Source organism: Xenophilus sp. Marseille-Q4582 (assembly GCF_916700565.1).
GTDB lineage: Bacteria > Pseudomonadota > Gammaproteobacteria > Burkholderiales > Burkholderiaceae_C > Xenophilus.
In genome coordinates this window covers 298,045-315,170 of record NZ_CAKAKO010000001.1, presented here as the reverse complement: position 1 = coordinate 315,170, position 17,126 = coordinate 298,045, and the positions used below count along the sequence as shown (strand labels likewise).

General features: G+C 71.9%; 19 protein-coding genes. 11 read left to right on the top strand and 8 right to left on the bottom strand.

Translation table 11 applies throughout. The features are described from left to right. The first annotated feature begins 99 nt into the window (after positions 1 to 99). The 3 genes from otsB to otsA are packed head-to-tail and all read left to right on the top strand — an operon-like array spanning position 100 to position 4,304. On the top strand, positions 100 to 879 hold the full coding sequence (otsB, locus tag LG388_RS01415; protein WP_225781068.1) for a trehalose-phosphatase: 780 nt from the start codon (positions 100 to 102) through the stop codon (positions 877 to 879). Positions 880 to 901: 22 nt separating this feature from the next. Further along, positions 902 to 2,878: a glycoside hydrolase family 15 protein gene (locus tag LG388_RS01410; protein WP_225781067.1), complete on the top strand. Its 1,977-nt coding sequence runs from the start codon at positions 902 to 904 to the stop codon at positions 2,876 to 2,878. A 40-nt stretch (positions 2,879 to 2,918) separates the two neighbouring features. Further along, a complete protein-coding gene (gene otsA / locus LG388_RS01405; RefSeq protein WP_225781066.1) occupies positions 2,919 to 4,304 on the top strand; it encodes an alpha,alpha-trehalose-phosphate synthase (UDP-forming) in 1,386 nt (461 codons plus the stop codon). An 18-nt stretch (positions 4,305 to 4,322) separates the two neighbouring features. Here the strand turns inward: otsA and LG388_RS01400 are convergent, their stop codons facing one another. After that, entirely contained in the window at positions 4,323 to 5,243 is a 921-nt protein-coding gene (locus LG388_RS01400; protein WP_225781065.1) for a LysR family transcriptional regulator, read from the bottom strand. A 129-nt stretch (positions 5,244 to 5,372) separates the two neighbouring features. Here LG388_RS01400 and LG388_RS01395 point away from each other — a divergent pair, with 129 nt between their 5' ends. Beyond that, positions 5,373 to 6,152, top strand: a complete 780-nt coding sequence (locus tag LG388_RS01395) for an SDR family NAD(P)-dependent oxidoreductase (protein ID WP_225781064.1) — start codon at positions 5,373 to 5,375, stop codon at positions 6,150 to 6,152. Between the two features lie 60 nt (positions 6,153 to 6,212). On the opposite strand, the gene LG388_RS01390 is transcribed toward LG388_RS01395, so the two are convergent. Further along, positions 6,213 to 6,539, bottom strand: coding sequence for a hypothetical protein (locus tag LG388_RS01390; protein WP_225781063.1), 327 nt, complete (start codon positions 6,537 to 6,539; stop codon positions 6,213 to 6,215). A gap of 203 nt (positions 6,540 to 6,742) precedes the next feature. Here LG388_RS01390 and LG388_RS01385 point away from each other — a divergent pair, with 203 nt between their 5' ends. After that, entirely contained in the window at positions 6,743 to 8,251 is a 1,509-nt protein-coding gene (locus LG388_RS01385) for a PLP-dependent aminotransferase family protein (protein WP_225781062.1), read from the top strand. Between the two features lie 71 nt (positions 8,252 to 8,322). On the opposite strand, the gene LG388_RS01380 is transcribed toward LG388_RS01385, so the two are convergent. The 6 genes from LG388_RS01380 to LG388_RS01355 form a co-directional block, all read right to left on the bottom strand. Further along, positions 8,323 to 9,015, bottom strand: coding sequence for a zeta toxin family protein (locus LG388_RS01380; protein WP_225781061.1), 693 nt, complete (start codon positions 9,013 to 9,015; stop codon positions 8,323 to 8,325). Continuing rightward, positions 9,012 to 9,359, bottom strand: a complete 348-nt coding sequence (locus LG388_RS01375; RefSeq protein WP_225781060.1) for a ParD-like family protein — start codon at positions 9,357 to 9,359, stop codon at positions 9,012 to 9,014. The genes LG388_RS01380 and LG388_RS01375 overlap by 4 nt, the downstream gene beginning before the upstream one ends. A 112-nt stretch (positions 9,360 to 9,471) precedes the next feature. After that, the gene (locus LG388_RS01370; RefSeq protein WP_225781059.1) at positions 9,472 to 10,401 is read right to left on the bottom strand and encodes an ROK family protein; all 930 of its coding nucleotides are present in this window, start codon (positions 10,399 to 10,401) and stop codon (positions 9,472 to 9,474) included. Positions 10,402 to 10,447: 46 nt separating this feature from the next. Continuing rightward, a complete protein-coding gene (locus tag LG388_RS01365; protein ID WP_225781058.1) occupies positions 10,448 to 10,642 on the bottom strand; it encodes a DUF2905 domain-containing protein in 195 nt (64 codons plus the stop codon). 81 nt (positions 10,643 to 10,723) lie between these two features. Next, on the bottom strand, positions 10,724 to 11,488 hold the full coding sequence (gene hisN, locus LG388_RS01360; protein ID WP_225781057.1) for a histidinol-phosphatase: 765 nt from the start codon (positions 11,486 to 11,488) through the stop codon (positions 10,724 to 10,726). Between the two features lie 18 nt (positions 11,489 to 11,506). After that, positions 11,507 to 12,670, bottom strand: coding sequence for a class I SAM-dependent methyltransferase (locus LG388_RS01355; protein WP_225781056.1), 1,164 nt, complete (start codon positions 12,668 to 12,670; stop codon positions 11,507 to 11,509). Between the two features lie 69 nt (positions 12,671 to 12,739). Between LG388_RS01355 and LG388_RS01350 the strand changes: the two genes are divergently transcribed. From LG388_RS01350 to LG388_RS01325, 6 genes are all read left to right on the top strand, one after another. Continuing rightward, positions 12,740 to 13,537, top strand: a complete 798-nt coding sequence (locus LG388_RS01350) for an SDR family oxidoreductase (RefSeq protein ID WP_225781055.1) — start codon at positions 12,740 to 12,742, stop codon at positions 13,535 to 13,537. Beyond that, the gene (locus tag LG388_RS01345; RefSeq protein ID WP_225781054.1) at positions 13,534 to 13,920 is read left to right on the top strand and encodes a dihydroneopterin aldolase; all 387 of its coding nucleotides are present in this window, start codon (positions 13,534 to 13,536) and stop codon (positions 13,918 to 13,920) included. Before LG388_RS01350 ends, LG388_RS01345 begins: the two co-directional genes overlap by 4 nt. 79 nt (positions 13,921 to 13,999) lie before the next feature. Beyond that, complete coding sequence (gene ttcA / locus LG388_RS01340) at positions 14,000 to 14,956, top strand: tRNA 2-thiocytidine(32) synthetase TtcA (RefSeq protein WP_225781053.1); 957 nt, start codon at positions 14,000 to 14,002, stop codon at positions 14,954 to 14,956. A gap of 153 nt (positions 14,957 to 15,109) precedes the next feature. After that, positions 15,110 to 15,790, top strand: a complete 681-nt coding sequence (locus LG388_RS01335; protein WP_225781052.1) for a DUF4136 domain-containing protein — start codon at positions 15,110 to 15,112, stop codon at positions 15,788 to 15,790. An 82-nt stretch (positions 15,791 to 15,872) separates the two neighbouring features. Further along, positions 15,873 to 16,523 carry a histidine phosphatase family protein gene (locus LG388_RS01330; protein ID WP_225781051.1) on the top strand — a complete coding sequence of 217 codons (651 nt, stop codon included), beginning with the start codon at positions 15,873 to 15,875 and terminating at the stop codon, positions 16,521 to 16,523. 86 nt (positions 16,524 to 16,609) lie between these two features. Beyond that, positions 16,610 to 17,080 carry a hypothetical protein gene (locus LG388_RS01325; RefSeq protein ID WP_225781050.1) on the top strand — a complete coding sequence of 157 codons (471 nt, stop codon included), beginning with the start codon at positions 16,610 to 16,612 and terminating at the stop codon, positions 17,078 to 17,080. Positions 17,081 to 17,126 lie beyond the last annotated feature (46 nt).

The following is a 17,126-nucleotide window of genomic DNA, read 5'->3' as shown; positions in this document are numbered from 1 at the left end:
GATCGCCGGCCGCCGCGGCCCCGTTTCGGCCGGGCCCGTTCGCGGAAGTAGCCCCCGGCTGACGCGAACCTGGCATCGTGCGTGCTAAGGTGCCCGGCGATGCAGATGAACACCCCCCCCACTCTGCCGGGGCGCGACGCGGCCCTGTTCCTGGACTTCGATGGCACGCTGGTCGCCATCGCCGAAACCCCCGAGGCGGTGCGCGTGCCCGAGGGCATGGTGCCGCTGCTGATCGAGCTGCACGACCTGCTCGAAGGCGCCGTGGCGGTGGTGTCGGGCCGCCCCATCGACGTGCTCGACCGCTTCCTCGCCCCGCTGCGCCTGCCCACCGCGGGCGAGCATGGCGCGCAGCGCCGCGATGCCGAGGGCGGCCTGCACGAGCAGCCGCCCGCCGACCTGCGCCGCGTGCTCGACGAGGCCAACGCCTTGGCGGCACGCCACACGGGCCTGCTGGTGGAACGCAAGCATGCGGCCGTCGCGCTGCACTACCGGCTGGCGCCGCAGCTCGAAAGCCTGTGCCTGGACGCCATGGGCGCGGCCGTCGGCACCGACCCGGCGCTGGAGCTGCTGCACGGCAAGTGCGTGGTCGAGATCAAGCCCGCCGGCGTCAACAAGGGCATCGCCATCGACGCCTTCCTGAAGGAGGCGCCCTTCGCGGGCCGCCGCCCCTATTTCGCGGGCGACGACACCACCGACGAAAGCGGCTTCGCCGTGGTGCAGGCCCGCGGCGGCCTGGGCTACAAGGTGGGCGAGGGCAGCACGCGCGCGCAGGTGCGGCTGGCGTCGCCGCGCGACGTGATGGCCTGGCTGCAGGCGATCCGCAACGCGCTGGTTCCTGCGCAGCCCGACGCCGCGCGCGCGGTACCCGCCGCTTCCTGACCGTGCAAGTCCCGACCGCCGCATGAGCCCCGACGACCGTCCCGCACCCCACAGCGATCCGCACGTCCAGACCCCTCGCGACCCCGAAGACCGGGCCGGCCAGTCCCTGGCCGGGGCCGCCGACGCGCCCGACACGGCCGCCGTGCCGGCCGCGCCAGCCGCCCTGCCGCCGGCGCCGCGGGGCCGGCCGGCCGACGCGGGCTTCGGCCCGCCGGCCGAGCCCTCGCTCGATGTGGGCGTGATCGGCAACTGCGCCTTCAGCGCGCTGGTCGACGGCCGCGGGCGCATCGTGTGGTGCTGCCTGCCGCGCTTCGACGGCGACCCGGTGTTCAACGCCCTGCTGCACCCGGGCGCGGATGCCGGCGAATGGGCCATCGAGATCGAGGACTTCGACCATGCGAAGCAGTGGTACGAGCCGAACACGGCCGTGCTGCGCACGCAGCTCTTCGACCGCCGCGGCGAGGGGCTGGAGATCACCGACTTCGCGCCGCGCTTCTACAGCCGCTCGCGCTACTTCCGTCCGCTCACGCTGGTGCGGCGCGTGCGCCCCGTCGCGGGCACGCCGCGCATCCGCGTGCGGCTGGCGCCGCGCTTCCAGTGGGGCGCGACCGGGCCGGTGGAGATCACGCGCGGCAGCAACCACATCCGCTACATCGGGCCGGACCAGACGCTGCGCCTGAACAGCGACGCGCCCATCTCCCACCTGCTGTCGCAGCAGCCCTTCGTGCTCTCGCGCGAGCACAACTTCCTGCTGGGCGCCGACGAGACGCTGCTGGACGGCATCGCCGACACGGCGCGCCATTTCGAGCAGGAGACCATCGCCTACTGGCGCACCTGGAGCAAGCGCCTGGCCATTCCCTTCGAGTACCAGGACGCGGTGATCCGCGCCGCCATCACGCTGAAGATGTCGCTGTACGAGGACACGGGCGCCATCGTGGCCGCGATGACCACCAGCATTCCCGAGGCACCGGGCAGCCAGCGCAACTGGGACTACCGCTTCTGCTGGCTGCGCGATGCCTTCTTCGTGGTGCGCGCCCTCAATTCGCTCAGCGAAGTGGGCACCATGGAGGACTACCTGCGCTGGCTCGGCAACGTGGTGATCGGATCGCACGGCGAGCACATCCAGCCGCTGTACGGCATCGGCCTGGAGCGCGAGCTGCCCGAGTCCGTCGCGCCGCACCTGCCGGGCTACCGCGGCATGGGCCCGGTGCGCGTGGGCAATCAGGCGCAGGAACATTTCCAGCACGACGTGTACGGCAACATCGTGCTGGGCGCGGCCCAGTCCTTCCACGACCACCGGCTGCTGCATCGCGCCGGCCGGGCCGAGTTCCCGCACCTCGAGGCGGTGGGCGAGCAGGCGATCCGCGTCTACGGCACGCCCGACGCCGGCATGTGGGAGCTGCGCACGCGCGCCCGTGTGCACACCAGTTCAGCGCTCATGAGCTGGGCCGCCTGCGACCGGCTGGCCAAGATCGCGCGCGCCCTGGAACTGCCCGAGCGCGCCGCCTACTGGCACGGCCATGCGGCGCGCATGAAGGAGGAAATCCTCAGCAAGTCCTGGAGCGAGAAGCGCCAGGCCTTCGCCGAGAGCTTCGGCGGCCACGAGCTGGACGCGAGCATCCTGCTGATGGTGGAAGTGGGCCTGATCGACGCGCGCGACCCGCGCTTCATCGCCACCGTGGACGCGATGGAGAAGACGCTGTGCGACGGCCCGTACATGCGCCGCTACGAGGCGGCCGACGACTTCGGCAAGCCCGAGACGGCCTTCAACATCTGCACCTTCTGGCGCATCGACGCGCTGGCCAAGATCGGCCGCAAGGAAGAAGCGCGCCAGATCTTCGAGACCATGCTGGCCGCGCGCAATCCGCTGGGGCTGCTGTCGGAAGACACGCACCCCGTGACGGGCGAGATGTGGGGCAACTTCCCGCAGACCTACTCGATGGTCGGGATCATCAACGCCGCCATGCGCCTGTCCGCGCCGTGGGACTGCGCAATCTGAGCGGCCCCGCGCTTCACGATTCACTCAACAAGGAAGTTCATTGTCCAGACTCGTCGTCATCTCCAACCGCGTCGCCGACCCCCGCAAAGCCGCTGCCGGCGGTCTGGCCGTGGCGCTGGGCGAAACCCTGCAGCAGACCGGGGGTCTGTGGTTCGGCTGGAGCGGCACCATCGTGGAAGACGGCCCCACGGGCGAAGGCGAGCTGCACAAGCAGCAGGCCGGCAAGGTGACGCTGGCCACGCTGGACCTGTGCCGCGAAGACCATGACAGCTACTACCTGGGCTACAGCAACAACGTGCTGTGGCCGGTGTTCCACGGCCGGCTGGACCTGGCGAAGTTCGAATCCAACTACATCGGCGGCTACCGGCGCGTGAACCAGCTGTTCGCGCGCAAGCTGCTGCCGCTGCTCCGGGACGACGACATCCTCTGGGTGCACGACTACCACCTGATCCCGCTGGCGGCCGAGCTGCGTGCGATGGGCTGCCGGCAGCGCATCGGTTTTTTCCTGCACATCCCGCTGCCGCCGCAGATCACGATGGCCGCAATCCCGCAGCACGAGTGGCTGGTGCGCTCGCTCTTCGCCTACGACGTGGTGGGCCTGCAGGCGCACCAGGACGTGCAGCATTTCGAGCGCTACGTGCTCAACGAGGCCAAGGGCGAGGCGCTGGGCGACGACCGCTTCCGTGCCTGGGGCCAGACCCTGCGCGCCAGCGCTTTCCCCATCGGCATCGACGTGGAGGAATTCAACGCGCTGGCCGCGGGCAAGGAATCGCGCGACATGTACCAGACAATGCGCAACGAGTATTCGCAGCGCCGCCTGCTGCTGGGCATCGACCGGCTCGACTATTCCAAGGGCATCCCGCAGCGCGTGCGCGCCTTCCGCGAGCTGCTGGCGAACTACCCCGAGAACCGGCGCAGCGCGACGCTGATCCAGATCGCCTCGCCCACGCGCGAGGACGTGGACGCCTACGCCGACATCCGGCGCGAGCTCGAATCGCTGTGCGGCGCGATCAACGGCGACTACGGCGAGCTGGACTGGATGCCGGTGCGCTACATCCACCGCGTGGTGGCGCGCAAGCGCGTGCCGGGCCTGTGCCGCGCCGCAGCCGTGGGCCTGGTCACGCCGCTGCGCGACGGCATGAACCTGGTGGCCAAGGAGTTCGTCGCGGCGCAGGACCCGCAAGACCCCGGCGTGCTCGTGCTCTCGCGCTTCGCGGGTGCGGCCGAGCAGCTGAAGGAAGCGCTGCTGGTGAACCCCTACGACACGCACGGCACCGCCGAGACCGTGCAGCAGGCGCTGCAGATGCCGCTGGAGGAGCGCCGCGCGCGCCACCAGAAGCTGCTGCAGCGCGTGCGCGAGCAGGACGTGCACTGGTGGCGCCGCACGTTCCTGGACGCGCTGCGCAGCGCGCCGGACAAGCCCTAGCGGCCGGACGGTGGCCGCTCAGGCGCGTGGCGGCGGCGCCGCCGGCGCCAGCACTTCGGCCATCACGCCGGCCACCCAGTCCATGAAGGCCTGCACGCGCCGCGCGACCTGGCGGCGGTGCGCATAGAGCAGCGTCACGGGCAGCGGCTCGGGCCGGTGCGCGGGCAGCACCTCCACCAGCCGGCCTGCATCGATCAGCTCGCGCAGGCCCAGCGCGGGCGCCTGGATCAGGCCCAGGCCCGCGAGGCAGGCCGATTCGTAGGCGAAGGTGTTGTTCACCGTGAGCACGGCGGCCATGGGCCGCATGCGCGGCTCGCCGCCTTCGACATATTCCCAGCCGGCCGCCGCGCCGCCCAGCGTGGACGAATAGCGCACGATGCGGTGATGCGCCAGGTCGTCCAGCGTGCGCGGCAGGCCGAAGGCGGCCAGGTAGGCCGGGCTGGCGACATTGATCTGCGGCAGCAACCCGAGCGGCCGCGCGACCAGGCCCGATTCGCGCAGCGCGCCGGCGCGGATCACGCAATCGAAGCCTTCATGCACCAGGTCCACGCGGCGGTCGGTGCTGCTCAGCTCGATCTCGACCTGCGGATGGGCGGCCAGGAATTCGGGCAGGCGCGGGATCAGCACCTGGCTGGACATCTGGCCCGGCATGTCCACCCGCAGGCGGCCGCGCAGCGCCGCAGGCTGGCGCTGGAACAGGGCCTGCAGCTCGTCCGCGTCGCCCACCAGCGCCTGCGCGCGCTCGGCGAAGAGCTGCCCGTCGGGCGTCACGCGCACGCTGCGCGTGGTGCGCTGCAGCAGGCGCGTGCCCAATTCGGCCTCCAGCTGCTGCACGACGGTGGACACGCGCGCCCGCGTGAGGCCCAGCCGTTCGGCGGCGCGCGTGAAGCTGGCCGATTCGGCCACCAGCAGGTAGGTGCGCAGTGCGTCGAGGTCCATGGGCCGCCTTGATTGTCAATTCATGGAGAACAGTGAAGGGATTTTTCACTTCTTTATCGGCTCATTGTCCATCCCTAAAGTTCAGTCCATCGCAAACCCATGGCTTCAACAACCTCTTCAAGGACCGACATGACGAACACCGCTTCCACCCCACAAACGCCCATCGCCCTCATCACCGGCGGCAGCCGCGGCCTGGGCCGCAACGCCGCGCTGCATCTCGCCCGCAGCGGCGTCGACGTCGTGCTGACCTACCGCAGCCAGGCCGCCGAGGCGCAGGCGGTGGTGCAGCAGATCGAGGCCCTGGGCCGCCGCGCCGCGGCCCTGCCGCTGGACATGGCACAGTCGCGCAGCTTCGGCGATTTCGCGGCGCAGCTCGGGCGCACGCTGGCCGACCGGTGGCAGCGCACGCACTTCGACTACCTGATCAACAACGCCGGCCATGGCGTGCACGCGCCCATCGCCGAAACCACCGAGGCCCAGTTCGACGAGCTGGTCGCCGTGCACCTCAAGGGCCCCTTCTTCCTGACGCAGGCGCTGCTGCCGCTGATCGCCGACGGCGGGCGCATCCTCAACGTGTCCAGCGGGCTGGCGCGCTTCGCGCTGCCGGGCTACGGCGCCTACGCCACCATGAAAGGCGGCATCGAGGTGCTGACCCGCTACCTGGCCAAGGAACTGGGCGCACGCGGCATCGCGGTGAACGTGATCGCGCCCGGCGCCATCGAGACCGACTTCGGCGGCGGCGCGGTGCGCGACAACAAGGACCTGAACGCCGCCATCGCCGCCCAGACCGCGCTGGGCCGCGTGGGCCTGCCCGACGACATCGGCGGCGCCATCGCCGCGCTGCTGCAGCCGGGCAACGGCTGGATGACGGGGCAGCGCGTGGAGGTGTCGGGCGGCATGTTCCTCTGAGCCCGCAGGGATCGGGCCGGCCGGCGGCGCGCGCCACGCGCGGCGGCGCGGGCGGCGCGCTCAGATCCCGACCAGCCGCCGCATGAAGCGCCACACGGGCCGCCGGGCGGCGGCCCGCGCCGGCAGCCACTGGCGCAGGCAGGCGCCCTGCGCGCCCGGGCCCAGCGCCGTGATGGCGATCCAGCCCGCCTGGGCGACGACATGGTGCTCACCGGCTTCCAGTGTGCGGCTGGCCCGCACGCAGCGCTGCGCGAGCCACTGCGGCGCTTCCTCGATGTGCAGGCGGCCTGCAGCCGCCATCAGCACGGTGCCCGCGTCCACGGCCTGGAACAGGCATTGGCCGGGCGAGAGAAAGGTGTTTTCGCAAGGGGCGGGGACGGCGGTCATGGCAGGGCTCCTGGGGCGCTGGGTGGAAGACGGAAGGGGGTGCGGTGACAGGGACTCCATGCTAGGAAGCGCCCCCCGGCCGCAACAGGCACACGCCCGCCCATCTGCACCGCAACAGACGCCACGCGCGGCGCTCTGTTATGGTCGATTTGCGGGCCAACTGCATCTGTCGCCCGGCACCGCCGCATCCGACCATTGCGCCCATGGACTCTCCGCCGCGCTACCGCCAGCTCGCCCAGCACTACCTGCAGGCCATCCAGGCCGGTACGCTGCAGCCCGGCGACAGGCTGCCCTCGCTGCGCGCGCTGATGAGGCAGCACGGCATCAGCCTGTCCACCGCGCTGCAGCTGTGCCGCACGCTGGAAAGCGAAGGCTGGGCCGAGGCGCGCGAGCGCTCGGGCTACTTCGTGCGCCGGCCGCAGCGGCTGCGCACGCCGCCCATGGACGAGCCGGCGACCGACCGCGCGCCCGATCCGGCGCAGTACGTGGGCATCCACGAGCGCGTGTCCGACTTCGTCACGCGCCGCCGCTATGGCGAGGTGCAGCTGGATCTGTCGGTGGCGCGCGGCGCACCCTCGCTCTACCCCTTCGAGGCCCTGCGCGCGCAGATGACGCGGCTGCTGCGCCAGCGCCCGCAGATGCTGACCACGGCCGCGCCCTCGCGCAGCCGCACGCCCTTCAAGGAAGCCATCGCGCATCGGGCGCTGCGCGCGGGCATGGCGCTTTCGCCCGACGACGTACTGCCGACCAACGGCTGCATCGAGGCGCTGAACCTCGCGCTGCGCGCCGTGGCCAAGCCGGGCGACACGGTGGCGGTGGAATCACCCACCTTCTACGGCCTGCTGCAGGTGCTGGAAAGCCTGGGCATGCGCGCGCTGGAGATCCCGACCAGCCCGCAGACCGGCCTGTCGATCGAGGCGCTGGAACTGGCGATCGGCGCCTACCCGAACATCCAGGCGGTGGTGGTGGTGCCGCACCTGCAGAACCCGCTGGGCAGCGTCATGCCCGACAGCCACAAGGCGCGGCTGGTCGCGCTGTGCGAGCAGCAGGGCATCGCGCTGATCGAGGACGACACCTACACCGAGCTGCTGGACGGGCCCGCGTCGCCCCCCGCGCTCAAGGCCTTCGACCGCAGCGGCAACGTGATCCATTGCGCCTCGCTGCACAAGGTGCTGGCGCCGGGCCTGCGCCTGGGCTGGGTGCATGCGGGGCGCTGGCATGCGCGCGTGCAGATGCTCAAGTACGCGCAGACGCGCAGCAACGAAGAACTGTCGCAGTGGGCCGCCGGCCAGTACATGGGCACGGGCGCCTACGACCGCCACCTGCGCCAGCTGCGCGACCGGCTGCGCCTGCAGCGCGAACGCACGGCCGACAGCGTGGCGCGCCACTTTCCGGCCGGCACGCGCATCAACCTGCCGCCGGGCGGGCTGCAGCTGTGGGTGGAACTGCCCGAGCGGCTGTCTTCCGACCGCGTGTTCGACGCCGCGCTGCGCGAGCACATCCTGTTCGCGCCGGGCACGCTGTTCTCGAATTCCTCGCGCTGCGACCACTTCCTGCGGCTCAACTGCGGCTGGCCCTGGTCGCCCGCGCTGGAAGCCGGGCTGCGCCGGCTGGGCGAGATCGCCGCCGAAGTGGCGGCGGCCCCTGCGCCGGCGGCGCCGCGCGCCGGAACCGCGGCGCGCCCGGGCCGGCGGCTGCCGAGCCCCGGCTGAGAAGGTGGGAACGGCTCCGTCCCGGCGGCCCGGCGCACGCGGCTGCGCGCAGGCGGCGGCCGGCACGCGGCTCAGGCCGGCGGCAGGCTGCCCAGCAGCGTCACGGCCCAGGCCGGCAGCGCAGCGACCTGCGGCTGCGCCAGGCCGTCGCGGCACAGGGCCACGAGCCGGTGCGTGCCGGGCTCGACCGTCTCGGAGTCGTAGAGCAGCGCGAGGGGCACGCGCTGTACGGCCTGCGCCAGCAACGCCAGCGTGCGCGGGTAGCGCGCCAGCACGCGCGCCTCGGGCACGTCATGGCCGCCCTCCTGCACGCGCTGGCGCACGCGGGCCAGCAGACGCTGCGGGTCGTCGAGCGCGACCACGATCAGCACCACCAGGAAGCCGGCGGCCTGCGCCTCGTCGATGAGCGCGAGCTTGGACGGATGCGAGAACACCGTCTCGCTCACGAAGGACTGCCGCTGCGCGAGCAAGGCGGCGCGGCGCTGCTCGGCCCAGGCACGCGCCGCTTCGGAGCGCGCCTGCGGATCGGCGATGTGCCGCAGGTGTGCCGCCTCGTGCAGGTCGGCATTGACGAACTCGATGTCCGGCGGCGTGAGGGTGCCGTTGGCCGCCAGCGCCTTGTAGAGCGTGCTCTTGCCCGCGCCGTTGGGGCCGGCCAGCAGATAGAAGACGGGGCGCGGGGCCGGCGGCGGCACCGCCCGCAGGGCGCGCGCGCCGGTCCGGGCGGCCGCGGCGCGGCGCGGCGGGCGCTCGGCCGCGCTCAAGCCCGAGCCTGGGTCGTTGCGGCGCGGCGCCGGTTCTGGGCCACGACCTCGCGCACGCGCTGGGCCAGGCTGCGGTCGGCCTCGGCGGCCAGGAAGTGCGCGGCGATGGCGTCGGCCTGCAGGGCCTCGGCCGGTTCGGCGCGGGCGGCGGCCTCGTGCGCCTCGATGGCGGCACGCGCCTCCTGCACGCTCAGGCCCGTGCTCTCGACGATCTGGCCCAGCGTGGCCCAGTATTCGATCTGGCTGGCCACCGAACGGCGCAGCGGCTGGGCCGACTGCCGCGCACGGTCCACGAGTGCCACGGGCAGCTTGACGGAAGCGAAGGCGGAAGAGGAGGCGGGCATGGCGAGTTCCTTTCTGGCGCATTTTGCGCCATCCGGCGCTTCCACGCCACCGGGGGCATGCCGACCCTGCGCGGTGCAGGGCGGATCCCGCTCGCAGCCTTCGCCTTCCTTCTCAGTCCATCAGCGCCAGCGGGCCATAGTCCCCCACCTGGCTGCCCAGCCCCGCCGCCACCAGCTGCACGCCGCCCGTGATCGCCGGCAGCTTGCCGTTAATCTGCGCCGAAAGGCGCGGCAGCAGCCAGTCGCGGTTGTGCCAGAACACGCTGCCGCCCAGGCTCACGCGCTGCAGGTCCAGCGTGGCGATGAGGTTGTAGAGCAGCCGACCCATCACGCGCACCAGGCCTTCGGCGATGTCCAGCGCGGCCTTGTCGCCCTGCTGCGCGGCGGTGAAGAGCTGCTCGGCCGTGCGGCCGAAGCGGCGCTCGATGGAATTGCCGGCGATCAGACCCTCCACGTCGCCGCGGTTGCCGCAGCCGCACAGCGCGTCGTGGTTGTCGTCGTCGGCCACGAAGCTGTGGCCCGCATGGCCCGCGTTGCCGTTCTTGCCGGCCAGCGCATGGCCGTCCACGCACAGGCCCACACCCACGCCGGTGCTCCAGGTCACGTAGGCGCAGTGCTGAAGGCCCTGCAGCGCGCCCCAGCGGCGCTCGGCTTCCAGCGCGGCGACGGCGTCGTTGGCCACGCGCACCTGCTTGAAATGCGCGCGCAGCGGGGCCTCCAAGGTGGCCGTGACCCAGTCGTTGGGCAGGCCGCGCTCGGCGCCGGCCATGCCGCCGCAGATGTTGGGGGTGGTCAGCTCCACGGCGCCCGCGTTCAGCACGAAGGGGCCGGGCGCGGCCACGCCCACGCCGGTGAGCGATTCGCGCTTCACGCCCTGGGCCGCGCAGGCCGCATCGATGAGGCGCAGCACCTGCTGCGCGACCGCGTCGTTCGCGCCCTGCTTGGCCGTGGGCTCGCTGTGGCGGTGCAGCAGCGTGCGGCTGCCGGTTTCGGCCAGGCTCACGGCCACTTTGGTGCCACCGATGTCGACACAGGCTTTCATCGTGCGGGGTCTCCTTGTTGCGGGGTTCGTAGATCGGAAAAACGTGTCAAAGCAGCCGGGCGATGCCCGCCGCGATCAGGCTCAGCACCACGGTGCTGGCCAGCGGCAACTGCCACAGCCGGCCGAAAGCGCGGAACTCGAAATCGCCCGGCAGCTTGCCGAAGCCGATCTTGCGCAGCCAGCCCGTGAGGCCCTGCATCAGCAGCAGGGCCAGCGCGACGACCAGCAGCCAGCGGATCATGTCAGCGTCGCCCGGCTGCGAGCAGGCGCTGTGGCCCCCTCGGGGAACAGCGGGCCACGCGAGGCGGGCAGGCGCCTCATCTCAGGCCGACTGCAGCACGGCCAGCGCGGCGCGGTGCAGCTCGGGCGTGGCGGCGGCGATCACGCGGCAGTCGGGCACCAGGCCCAGCGGCCGGCCTTCCCAGTCGGTGACCACGCCGCCTGCGGCTTCGATGACGCCGGCCGGGCCCAGGTAGTCGTAGGGCTGAAGACCCGTCTCGACCACCAGGTCGAGGGTGCCGCCGGCCAGTTGGGCGTAGCCGTAGCAGTCGCCGCCGAAGCGGCGCATCGCGCACCGGCGGCTCAAGCGGTCGAAGGCCTGCCAGTCGGCGGCGTTGAAGATGTCGGGCGAGGTGGTGACGATGCGCGCCTGCGCGATGTCGGTGGTGGCGCGCGTGCGCACGGGGCGGCCGTTGCGCGTGGCCACGCCGTTGGCGCCCACCCAGCGTTCGCCGAGCACGGGCATGTCGATCATGCCCAGCGTCACGCGGCCCGCCTCCAGCGCCGCGATCAGCGTGCCCCACAGCGGCGAGCCGGTGATGAAGCTGCGCGTGCCGTCGATCGGGTCCAGCACCCAGACGCGCGCGGCGTCCAGCCGTTCCTGGCCATGCTCCTCGCCGTAGATGCCGTCGGCCGGCGCCTGCGCGCCCAGCACGGCGCGCATGGCGGTCTCGGCGGCGCGGTCGGCCAGCGTCACGGGGCTTTCATCGGCCTTGGTGATGACCTCCAGGGGCTGGCGGAACCAGGCCATCGATTGCGCGGCGGCGGCATCGGCCAGGGCGTGGGCGGTGTGCAGAAGATCGGTCATGCGGCAGGAAAAAGGAAATCAGAGCGTGTGGCTGCGGTCGCCGTGCGCAAAGCCCACGGGCTCCCACGGCTCGCCGGCCGCGAGGCCGAGCACCTTGAAGAACTCGCCCATCTCGTGCTCGTGCACCAGCCGGGCGGCCAGGGCGCGCTCGGCCAGCGGGGCCGCGTCCATGCGCGGGCCCAGCCCGCAGTTGAGCAGAAAGCGCGCCTGGCTGGTGTAGCCCAGCACCGTCAGGCCCGCATCCTGCGCCGCGAGCGCGATGCCGGTGAAGTCGACGTGCGCCGTGATGTCCTTGTCGCCCACGGCCACGAGCGGGTTGGAATCGGACCGGTGCGCCTGGTGGCACATCACGGTGCCCATGTGGCGCTGCGGGTGGTAGTACTCGGACTCCGGAAAGCCGTAGTCGATCAGGAAGGCCGCGCCGCGCGCCAGCCGCTCGGCCAAGGTGGCGACCCAGGCGCGCGCCTGCGGGTGGATCTCGGTCAGGTAGTCGTGCGGGCCGCCGATGTCCACGGGCGGGCGCAGGTCGGTGGGGCGGTCTTCCCAGCCCAGTGCGCCGTCGGCCGCGCGGCCCCCGCCGCGTGCATCGTGCCCCGCGCGGACTACGCCGCGCTCGTGCCACACGCCTTTCACGCGGTGCAGCAGCTTCACGGGCATGGCGTCCAGCACCTCGTTGCCCACCACCACGCCTTCGATGCGCTGCGGCAATTCGCTGACCCAGCGCACCTTGTCGCCGAAGGGCGCCAGGCGCTCGCGCTGGCGCTCGCGCAGCGCGCCCGACAGGTCGACGATGGTGTAGCGCGCCACGCCCCCACCTTGTCCATCCTCCAGTGCGCCCAGCAACTGTTCGGCCAGCGCGCCGCTGCCGGCACCGAACTCCCACACCTCGTCGGTGCCGCTGTGGGCCAGCGCCTCCTGCACCTGCACGGCCAGGGTCTGGCCGAAGAGCGGCGACAGCTCGGGCGCGGTCACGAAGTCGCTGCCCGAGCCCGGCAGGTGGCCGAACTTGCGACTGCCGTGTGCGTAGTAGCCGGCGCCCGGCGCATACAGCGCCAGCGCCATGAACTGGTCGAAGGGCAGCCAGCCGTCGTGGCGGGCCAGGGCGGCGTCGATAATCCGTGCCATCGCGTCCGAAGGCGTGGCATCGGGGGTTGCGCCTTGCGCGCCGGGCTCCAGAGTCATCGGGCGATTATCGAAGTGCCTGCGGGTCGCGCCCGGCCTGCCGCCCTTTTTCCTTCTTTTTCTTCTTCCATGAACGCTCAGCTCTCTTCGCCTGCGCGTGCGGTGCTCGTGACGGGTGGCGCGCGCCGGCTCGGCGCCGCCCTCTGCGAAGCCTTCGCGCGCGCGGGCTGGCACGTGTGGTGCCAGTACCGCGCCTCGGGCGACGAGGCCCGGGCGCTGGCGCACCGCCTGCGCGGCGAAGGGGCCTCGATCGAAGCCGTGGAAGCCGACATCACCACCGCCGCCGGCCGCCGTGCGCTGATGGCGCAGCTGACGGCCGCCGCGCCGCTGACCTGCGTGGTCAACAACGCCTCGGCCTTCGAGCCCGACACCGGCGCCGATTTCGACGAGGAAGCGGCACTGCGCCAGATCGGCGTGAACCTGATCGCGCCGCTGGACCTGGCGCGCCAGCTGGCGGCCCAGCCCGGCACGCACGAGTGCTGCGCCATCCATGTGCTGGACCAGAAGGTCTACAACCTGAACCCGGACTATTTCTCCTACACGGTGTCCAAGCTGGCATTGGAACGCGCGGTGGCGCTGCAGGCGCAGTCGCTGGCGCCGCGGCTGCGCGTCGCCGGCGTGGCGCCGGGCATCCTGTACCCGAGCGGGCCGCAGGCCGAGGGCAACTTCGCCATCGCCGCGCATGCCAACCTGCTGCGCCGCCCGATCGACCCGGTCGACGTGGCCGCCACCTGCCTGTTCCTGGCCCAAACCCCCAGCCTGACGGGCACCACGGTCTGCGTCGACAATGGGCAGCACCTCGTGCCGCTGCCGCGCGACATCATGTTCGTCACCGACGAGCTGCTGAAAAGACACCTCCCCTCATGACCGTCCCCGACCCGCTCCTGGCGCAGTGCCGCCGCCTCTTCCTGCGCGACTACGAGGTGTGGATCAACATCGGCGTGCACGATTTCGAGAAGCGCGCCGAGCAGCGCGTGATCATCAACGTCGACCTGTGGGTGCCGCTGGCCGTGTCGACGCCGCAGGCCGACCAACTCGACGAGGTGGTGGACTACGACTTCATCCGCCGCACGGTGGCGCAGCGCCTGTCCAAGGGCCACATCCACCTGCAGGAAACGCTGTGCGACGAGCTGCTGACGCAGCTGCTGGCGCACCCCAAGGTGCACGCCGTGCGCGTGTCCACGGCCAAGCCCGACGTCTACCCCGACTGCGCGGCGGTGGGCGTCGAAGTCTTTCGGAGCAAGACGTGAAACACCCCCCCAGCCTCTTCCTCGGGTGCCCTGAGGACTTCGCTGCGCTCGTCAGCCTCAATCGCGATGGAGAACCGAGATGAGTGCCGTCTGGAACGACGAAACCGCCGCAGGCACCGAACCAGCCGACGCGGCACCGGCCGCCAACAGCTTCAAGATCGAGCGCGAGGCGCACAAGCTGGAAAAGCGCCTGTGCCGCGAGGTGGGCCGCGCGATCAGCGACTACCAAATGATCGAGGCCGGCGACAAGGTCATGGTGTGCCTGTCGGGCGGCAAGGACAGCTACGGGATGCTGGACATCCTGCTCAAGCTCAAGGCCCGCGCGCCGGTGCATTTCGACCTGATCGCGGTCAACCTCGACCAGAAGCAGCCCGGCTTTCCCGAGGACGTGCTGCCCGCCTACCTCCAGCAGGTGGGCGTGCCCTTCCACATCGAGGAACAGGACACCTACAGCATCGTCAAGCGCGTGGTGCCCGAGGGCAAGACCACCTGCGGCCTGTGCTCGCGCCTGCGCCGGGGCATTCTGTACCGCGTGGCCGACGAGCTGGGCGCCACCAAGATCGCGCTGGGCCACCACCGCGACGACATCCTGGCCACCTTCTTCCTCAACATGTTCTTCGCCGCCAAGCTCAAGGCCATGCCGCCCAAGCTGGTGAGCGACGACGGCAAGCACGTGGTGATCCGACCGCTGGCCTACGTGCCCGAGAAGGACCTCGTCCGCTGGGCGCAGCACCGGGGCTTTCCGATCATTCCGTGCAACCTGTGCGGCAGCCAGGAGAACCTGCAGCGGCAGGTGGTGGCCGACATGCTGCGCGAGTGGGAGCGCAAGCATCCGGGCCGCATCGAGAACATGTTCCATGCGCTGCAGAACGTGGCCCCCTCGCACCTGCTCGACGGAACCCTGCACGACTTCAAGGGTCTCAAGCCCACGGGCGTGGCCGACGAGAACGGCGACAAGGCCTTCGATCCGCCGGAGTTGCCGGCTTCCTCGCCCGCGGCCGGTCTGCCGACGCTGCAGGTGCTGAAGATCGGCTAGAAGTCGGGAGGCCGGCCGGCTCGGCGGCCGGTCCGGAACGCCAGACGCCGCCCAGGCCCGCCAGGGTGCCGCGCCCCGCGCGCGCACCCGAGCCAGCGCTGACGACGCCCCGGCGCCCGCCCTTTGCGTGGCGGGCACCCAAGGATGCTGCTTATGCGTACGCTCAAAGTTCTTGCCCTTCCTGCCATCTGCATTGCCCTTTCAGGCTGCGCCACCTCCTGGGTGGTCGACAGCGAGGTGCGCAGCCATTCGAGCCTGCAGGGTTTCGTGCCCGGCGCGGGCTACCGCTTCGAGCGGCTGCCCTCGCAGACCGATTCCGAGCCGGCCCGCGCCGCCCAGGACGACCTCGAAGCCATGGCCGCCCCGGCCCTGGCCGCCGTGGGCCTGCGCCCCGACACGGCCGCGCCGCGCTACACCGTGCAGGTCTCGGCCCGCGTCACGCGCGTGCCCTCGCCCTGGGACGACCCGTGGGACCACGGCCCCTGGGGCCCGCGCTGGCGCGGCTACGGCGCCTGGGGCTGGGGCCCCGGCTGGGGACCGGGGTGGTACGGCGCCGGCTGGTACGGGCCCGGCTATTTCGGCCCGCCGCCGCAGCCCTGGTACCTGCGCGAGGTGGGCGTGGTGATGCGCCAGCTGCCCGGCAACGAGGTGGTGTACGAAACCCGCGCGCGCCACGACGGCCCCTACCACCGCAGCCGCGACGTGCTGCCCTTGATGTTCCGGGCCGCGCTGCAGGGCTTTCCGAACCCGCCGGCGGGCGAGCGCCGCGTGGACATTCCGCTCGGCGGCGAGGCGCCTGCCGTGGAGGCGCCGCCCGCCCCCGCCCAGCCTTGAGGGGCGGGCGCCTGCACGCCGCCCGCGAGCGGCGGCGCCCGCGTCACGGAAGTGTTGCGAAGCGTATCCCTAGAATGGCCGCATGCAGGTGACCCGACTTCTTGCCGTGCGCCACGGCGAAACCGCGTGGAATGCCGACGGCCGCCTCCAGGGCCACCTGGACATTCCACTCAATGACCGCGGCCTCTGGCAGGCCGAGCGCACCGGCGCGGCCCTGGCCGAGGAAAGCATCGGCGCGATCTACGCCAGCGACCTGCAGCGTGCCTGGCAGACGGCCCAGGCCATCGCGCAGGCCCAGGCCCAGCCGCCCATCGTGCAGGCCGACGAGCGCTTGCGCGAGCGGGCCTTCGGCGATTTCCAGGGCCGGCTGTTCACCGAGATCGAGGCCGACCGGCCCGAGGACGCCCGCCGCTGGCGCCAGCGCGATCCCGACTTCGTGCCGCCGGGCGGCGGCGAAAGCCTGCGCCAGTTCCGCGACCGCGTGGTCGGCGCCGCGGCCGAGCTGGCGGCGCGCCACCCGGGCCAGCTGGTGCTGCTGGTCGCGCACGGCGGCGTGATGGACCTGCTCTACCGCGCCGCCACCTCGCAGGAACTGCAGGCGCCGCGCACCTGGCAGCTGGGCAATGCCGCCATCAACCGCCTGCTGTGGACGCCGCAGGGCTTCAGCCTGGTGGGCTGGAACGACAGCGGGCATTTGCAGCAAAGCGACGTGCTGGACGAAAGCACGACCTGACGCGGGCGGTGCGGGCCGGGCCTTTGCCCGCGGGCGCGGCAGGCCGGCTTCTAGAATGCGCGGTTGCCAGCCTCTGGATGAACCCCATGAACCGCTGCCCCACGCCTCACCCCCCGCCCCTTTGCTTCCGGCTGCGCGTGCCGCAGCTGGCCGCCGCGTGCCTGCTCGCCGTCGCGCTGCAGGGGCCGGCGCAGGCCCAGGAAACCCTCGCCGCGCCGGTGCAGACCCAGAATGAAGCGGCCCTGGGCGGCCGCAATTTCCCGGTCAACACCCTGCGCGGCAAGATCGCCTTCGGCGTCTTTCCCGAGGTCGAGCTCGACGGCCGCGCCGAGCGGCTCGCGCCGGGCGCGCGCATCCGCAATGCGCAGAACATGCTGGCCGTGCCCAGCACCCTCGGTGGCCAGTACCTGGCGGTGAACTACCGCCGCGACGCGGCCGGGCTGGTCAGCGACGTGTGGATCCTCACGCCCACCGAAGCCGGCGCCGCGCGCGTGTCGGCCGGCGGCACGCCCTTCCTGAATTTCTGGCCTTTCGTCTCGCGCGCCGAGAACGAATAGGCCCCCGCCCGCTTCCTTCGCACCGGCCGCGACAGCGGCCTTTTCC

Coding starts and splice junctions, on each gene's coding strand:
- LG388_RS01390 (WP_225781063.1), bottom strand. CDS start 6,539: ATGACCGCCGTCCCCGCCCCTTGCGAAAACACCTTTCTCTCGCCCGGC.
- LG388_RS01400 (WP_225781065.1), bottom strand. CDS start 5,243: ATGGACCTCGACGCACTGCGCACCTACCTGCTGGTGGCCGAATCGGCC.
- LG388_RS01410 (WP_225781067.1), top strand. CDS start 902: ATGAGCCCCGACGACCGTCCCGCACCCCACAGCGATCCGCACGTCCAG.
- LG388_RS01385 (WP_225781062.1), top strand. CDS start 6,743: ATGGACTCTCCGCCGCGCTACCGCCAGCTCGCCCAGCACTACCTGCAG.
- LG388_RS01350 (WP_225781055.1), top strand. CDS start 12,740: ATGAACGCTCAGCTCTCTTCGCCTGCGCGTGCGGTGCTCGTGACGGGT.
- LG388_RS01345 (WP_225781054.1), top strand. CDS start 13,534: ATGACCGTCCCCGACCCGCTCCTGGCGCAGTGCCGCCGCCTCTTCCTG.
- otsB (WP_225781068.1), top strand. CDS start 100: ATGCAGATGAACACCCCCCCCACTCTGCCGGGGCGCGACGCGGCCCTG.
- LG388_RS01325 (WP_225781050.1), top strand. CDS start 16,610: ATGAACCGCTGCCCCACGCCTCACCCCCCGCCCCTTTGCTTCCGGCTG.
- LG388_RS01355 (WP_225781056.1), bottom strand. CDS start 12,670: ATGACTCTGGAGCCCGGCGCGCAAGGCGCAACCCCCGATGCCACGCCT.
- LG388_RS01370 (WP_225781059.1), bottom strand. CDS start 10,401: ATGAAAGCCTGTGTCGACATCGGTGGCACCAAAGTGGCCGTGAGCCTG.
- hisN (WP_225781057.1), bottom strand. CDS start 11,488: ATGACCGATCTTCTGCACACCGCCCACGCCCTGGCCGATGCCGCCGCC.
- LG388_RS01395 (WP_225781064.1), top strand. CDS start 5,373: ATGACGAACACCGCTTCCACCCCACAAACGCCCATCGCCCTCATCACC.
- LG388_RS01375 (WP_225781060.1), bottom strand. CDS start 9,359: ATGCCCGCCTCCTCTTCCGCCTTCGCTTCCGTCAAGCTGCCCGTGGCA.
- LG388_RS01365 (WP_225781058.1), bottom strand. CDS start 10,642: ATGATCCGCTGGCTGCTGGTCGTCGCGCTGGCCCTGCTGCTGATGCAG.
- ttcA (WP_225781053.1), top strand. CDS start 14,000: ATGAGTGCCGTCTGGAACGACGAAACCGCCGCAGGCACCGAACCAGCC.
- LG388_RS01330 (WP_225781051.1), top strand. CDS start 15,873: ATGCAGGTGACCCGACTTCTTGCCGTGCGCCACGGCGAAACCGCGTGG.
- LG388_RS01335 (WP_225781052.1), top strand. CDS start 15,110: ATGCGTACGCTCAAAGTTCTTGCCCTTCCTGCCATCTGCATTGCCCTT.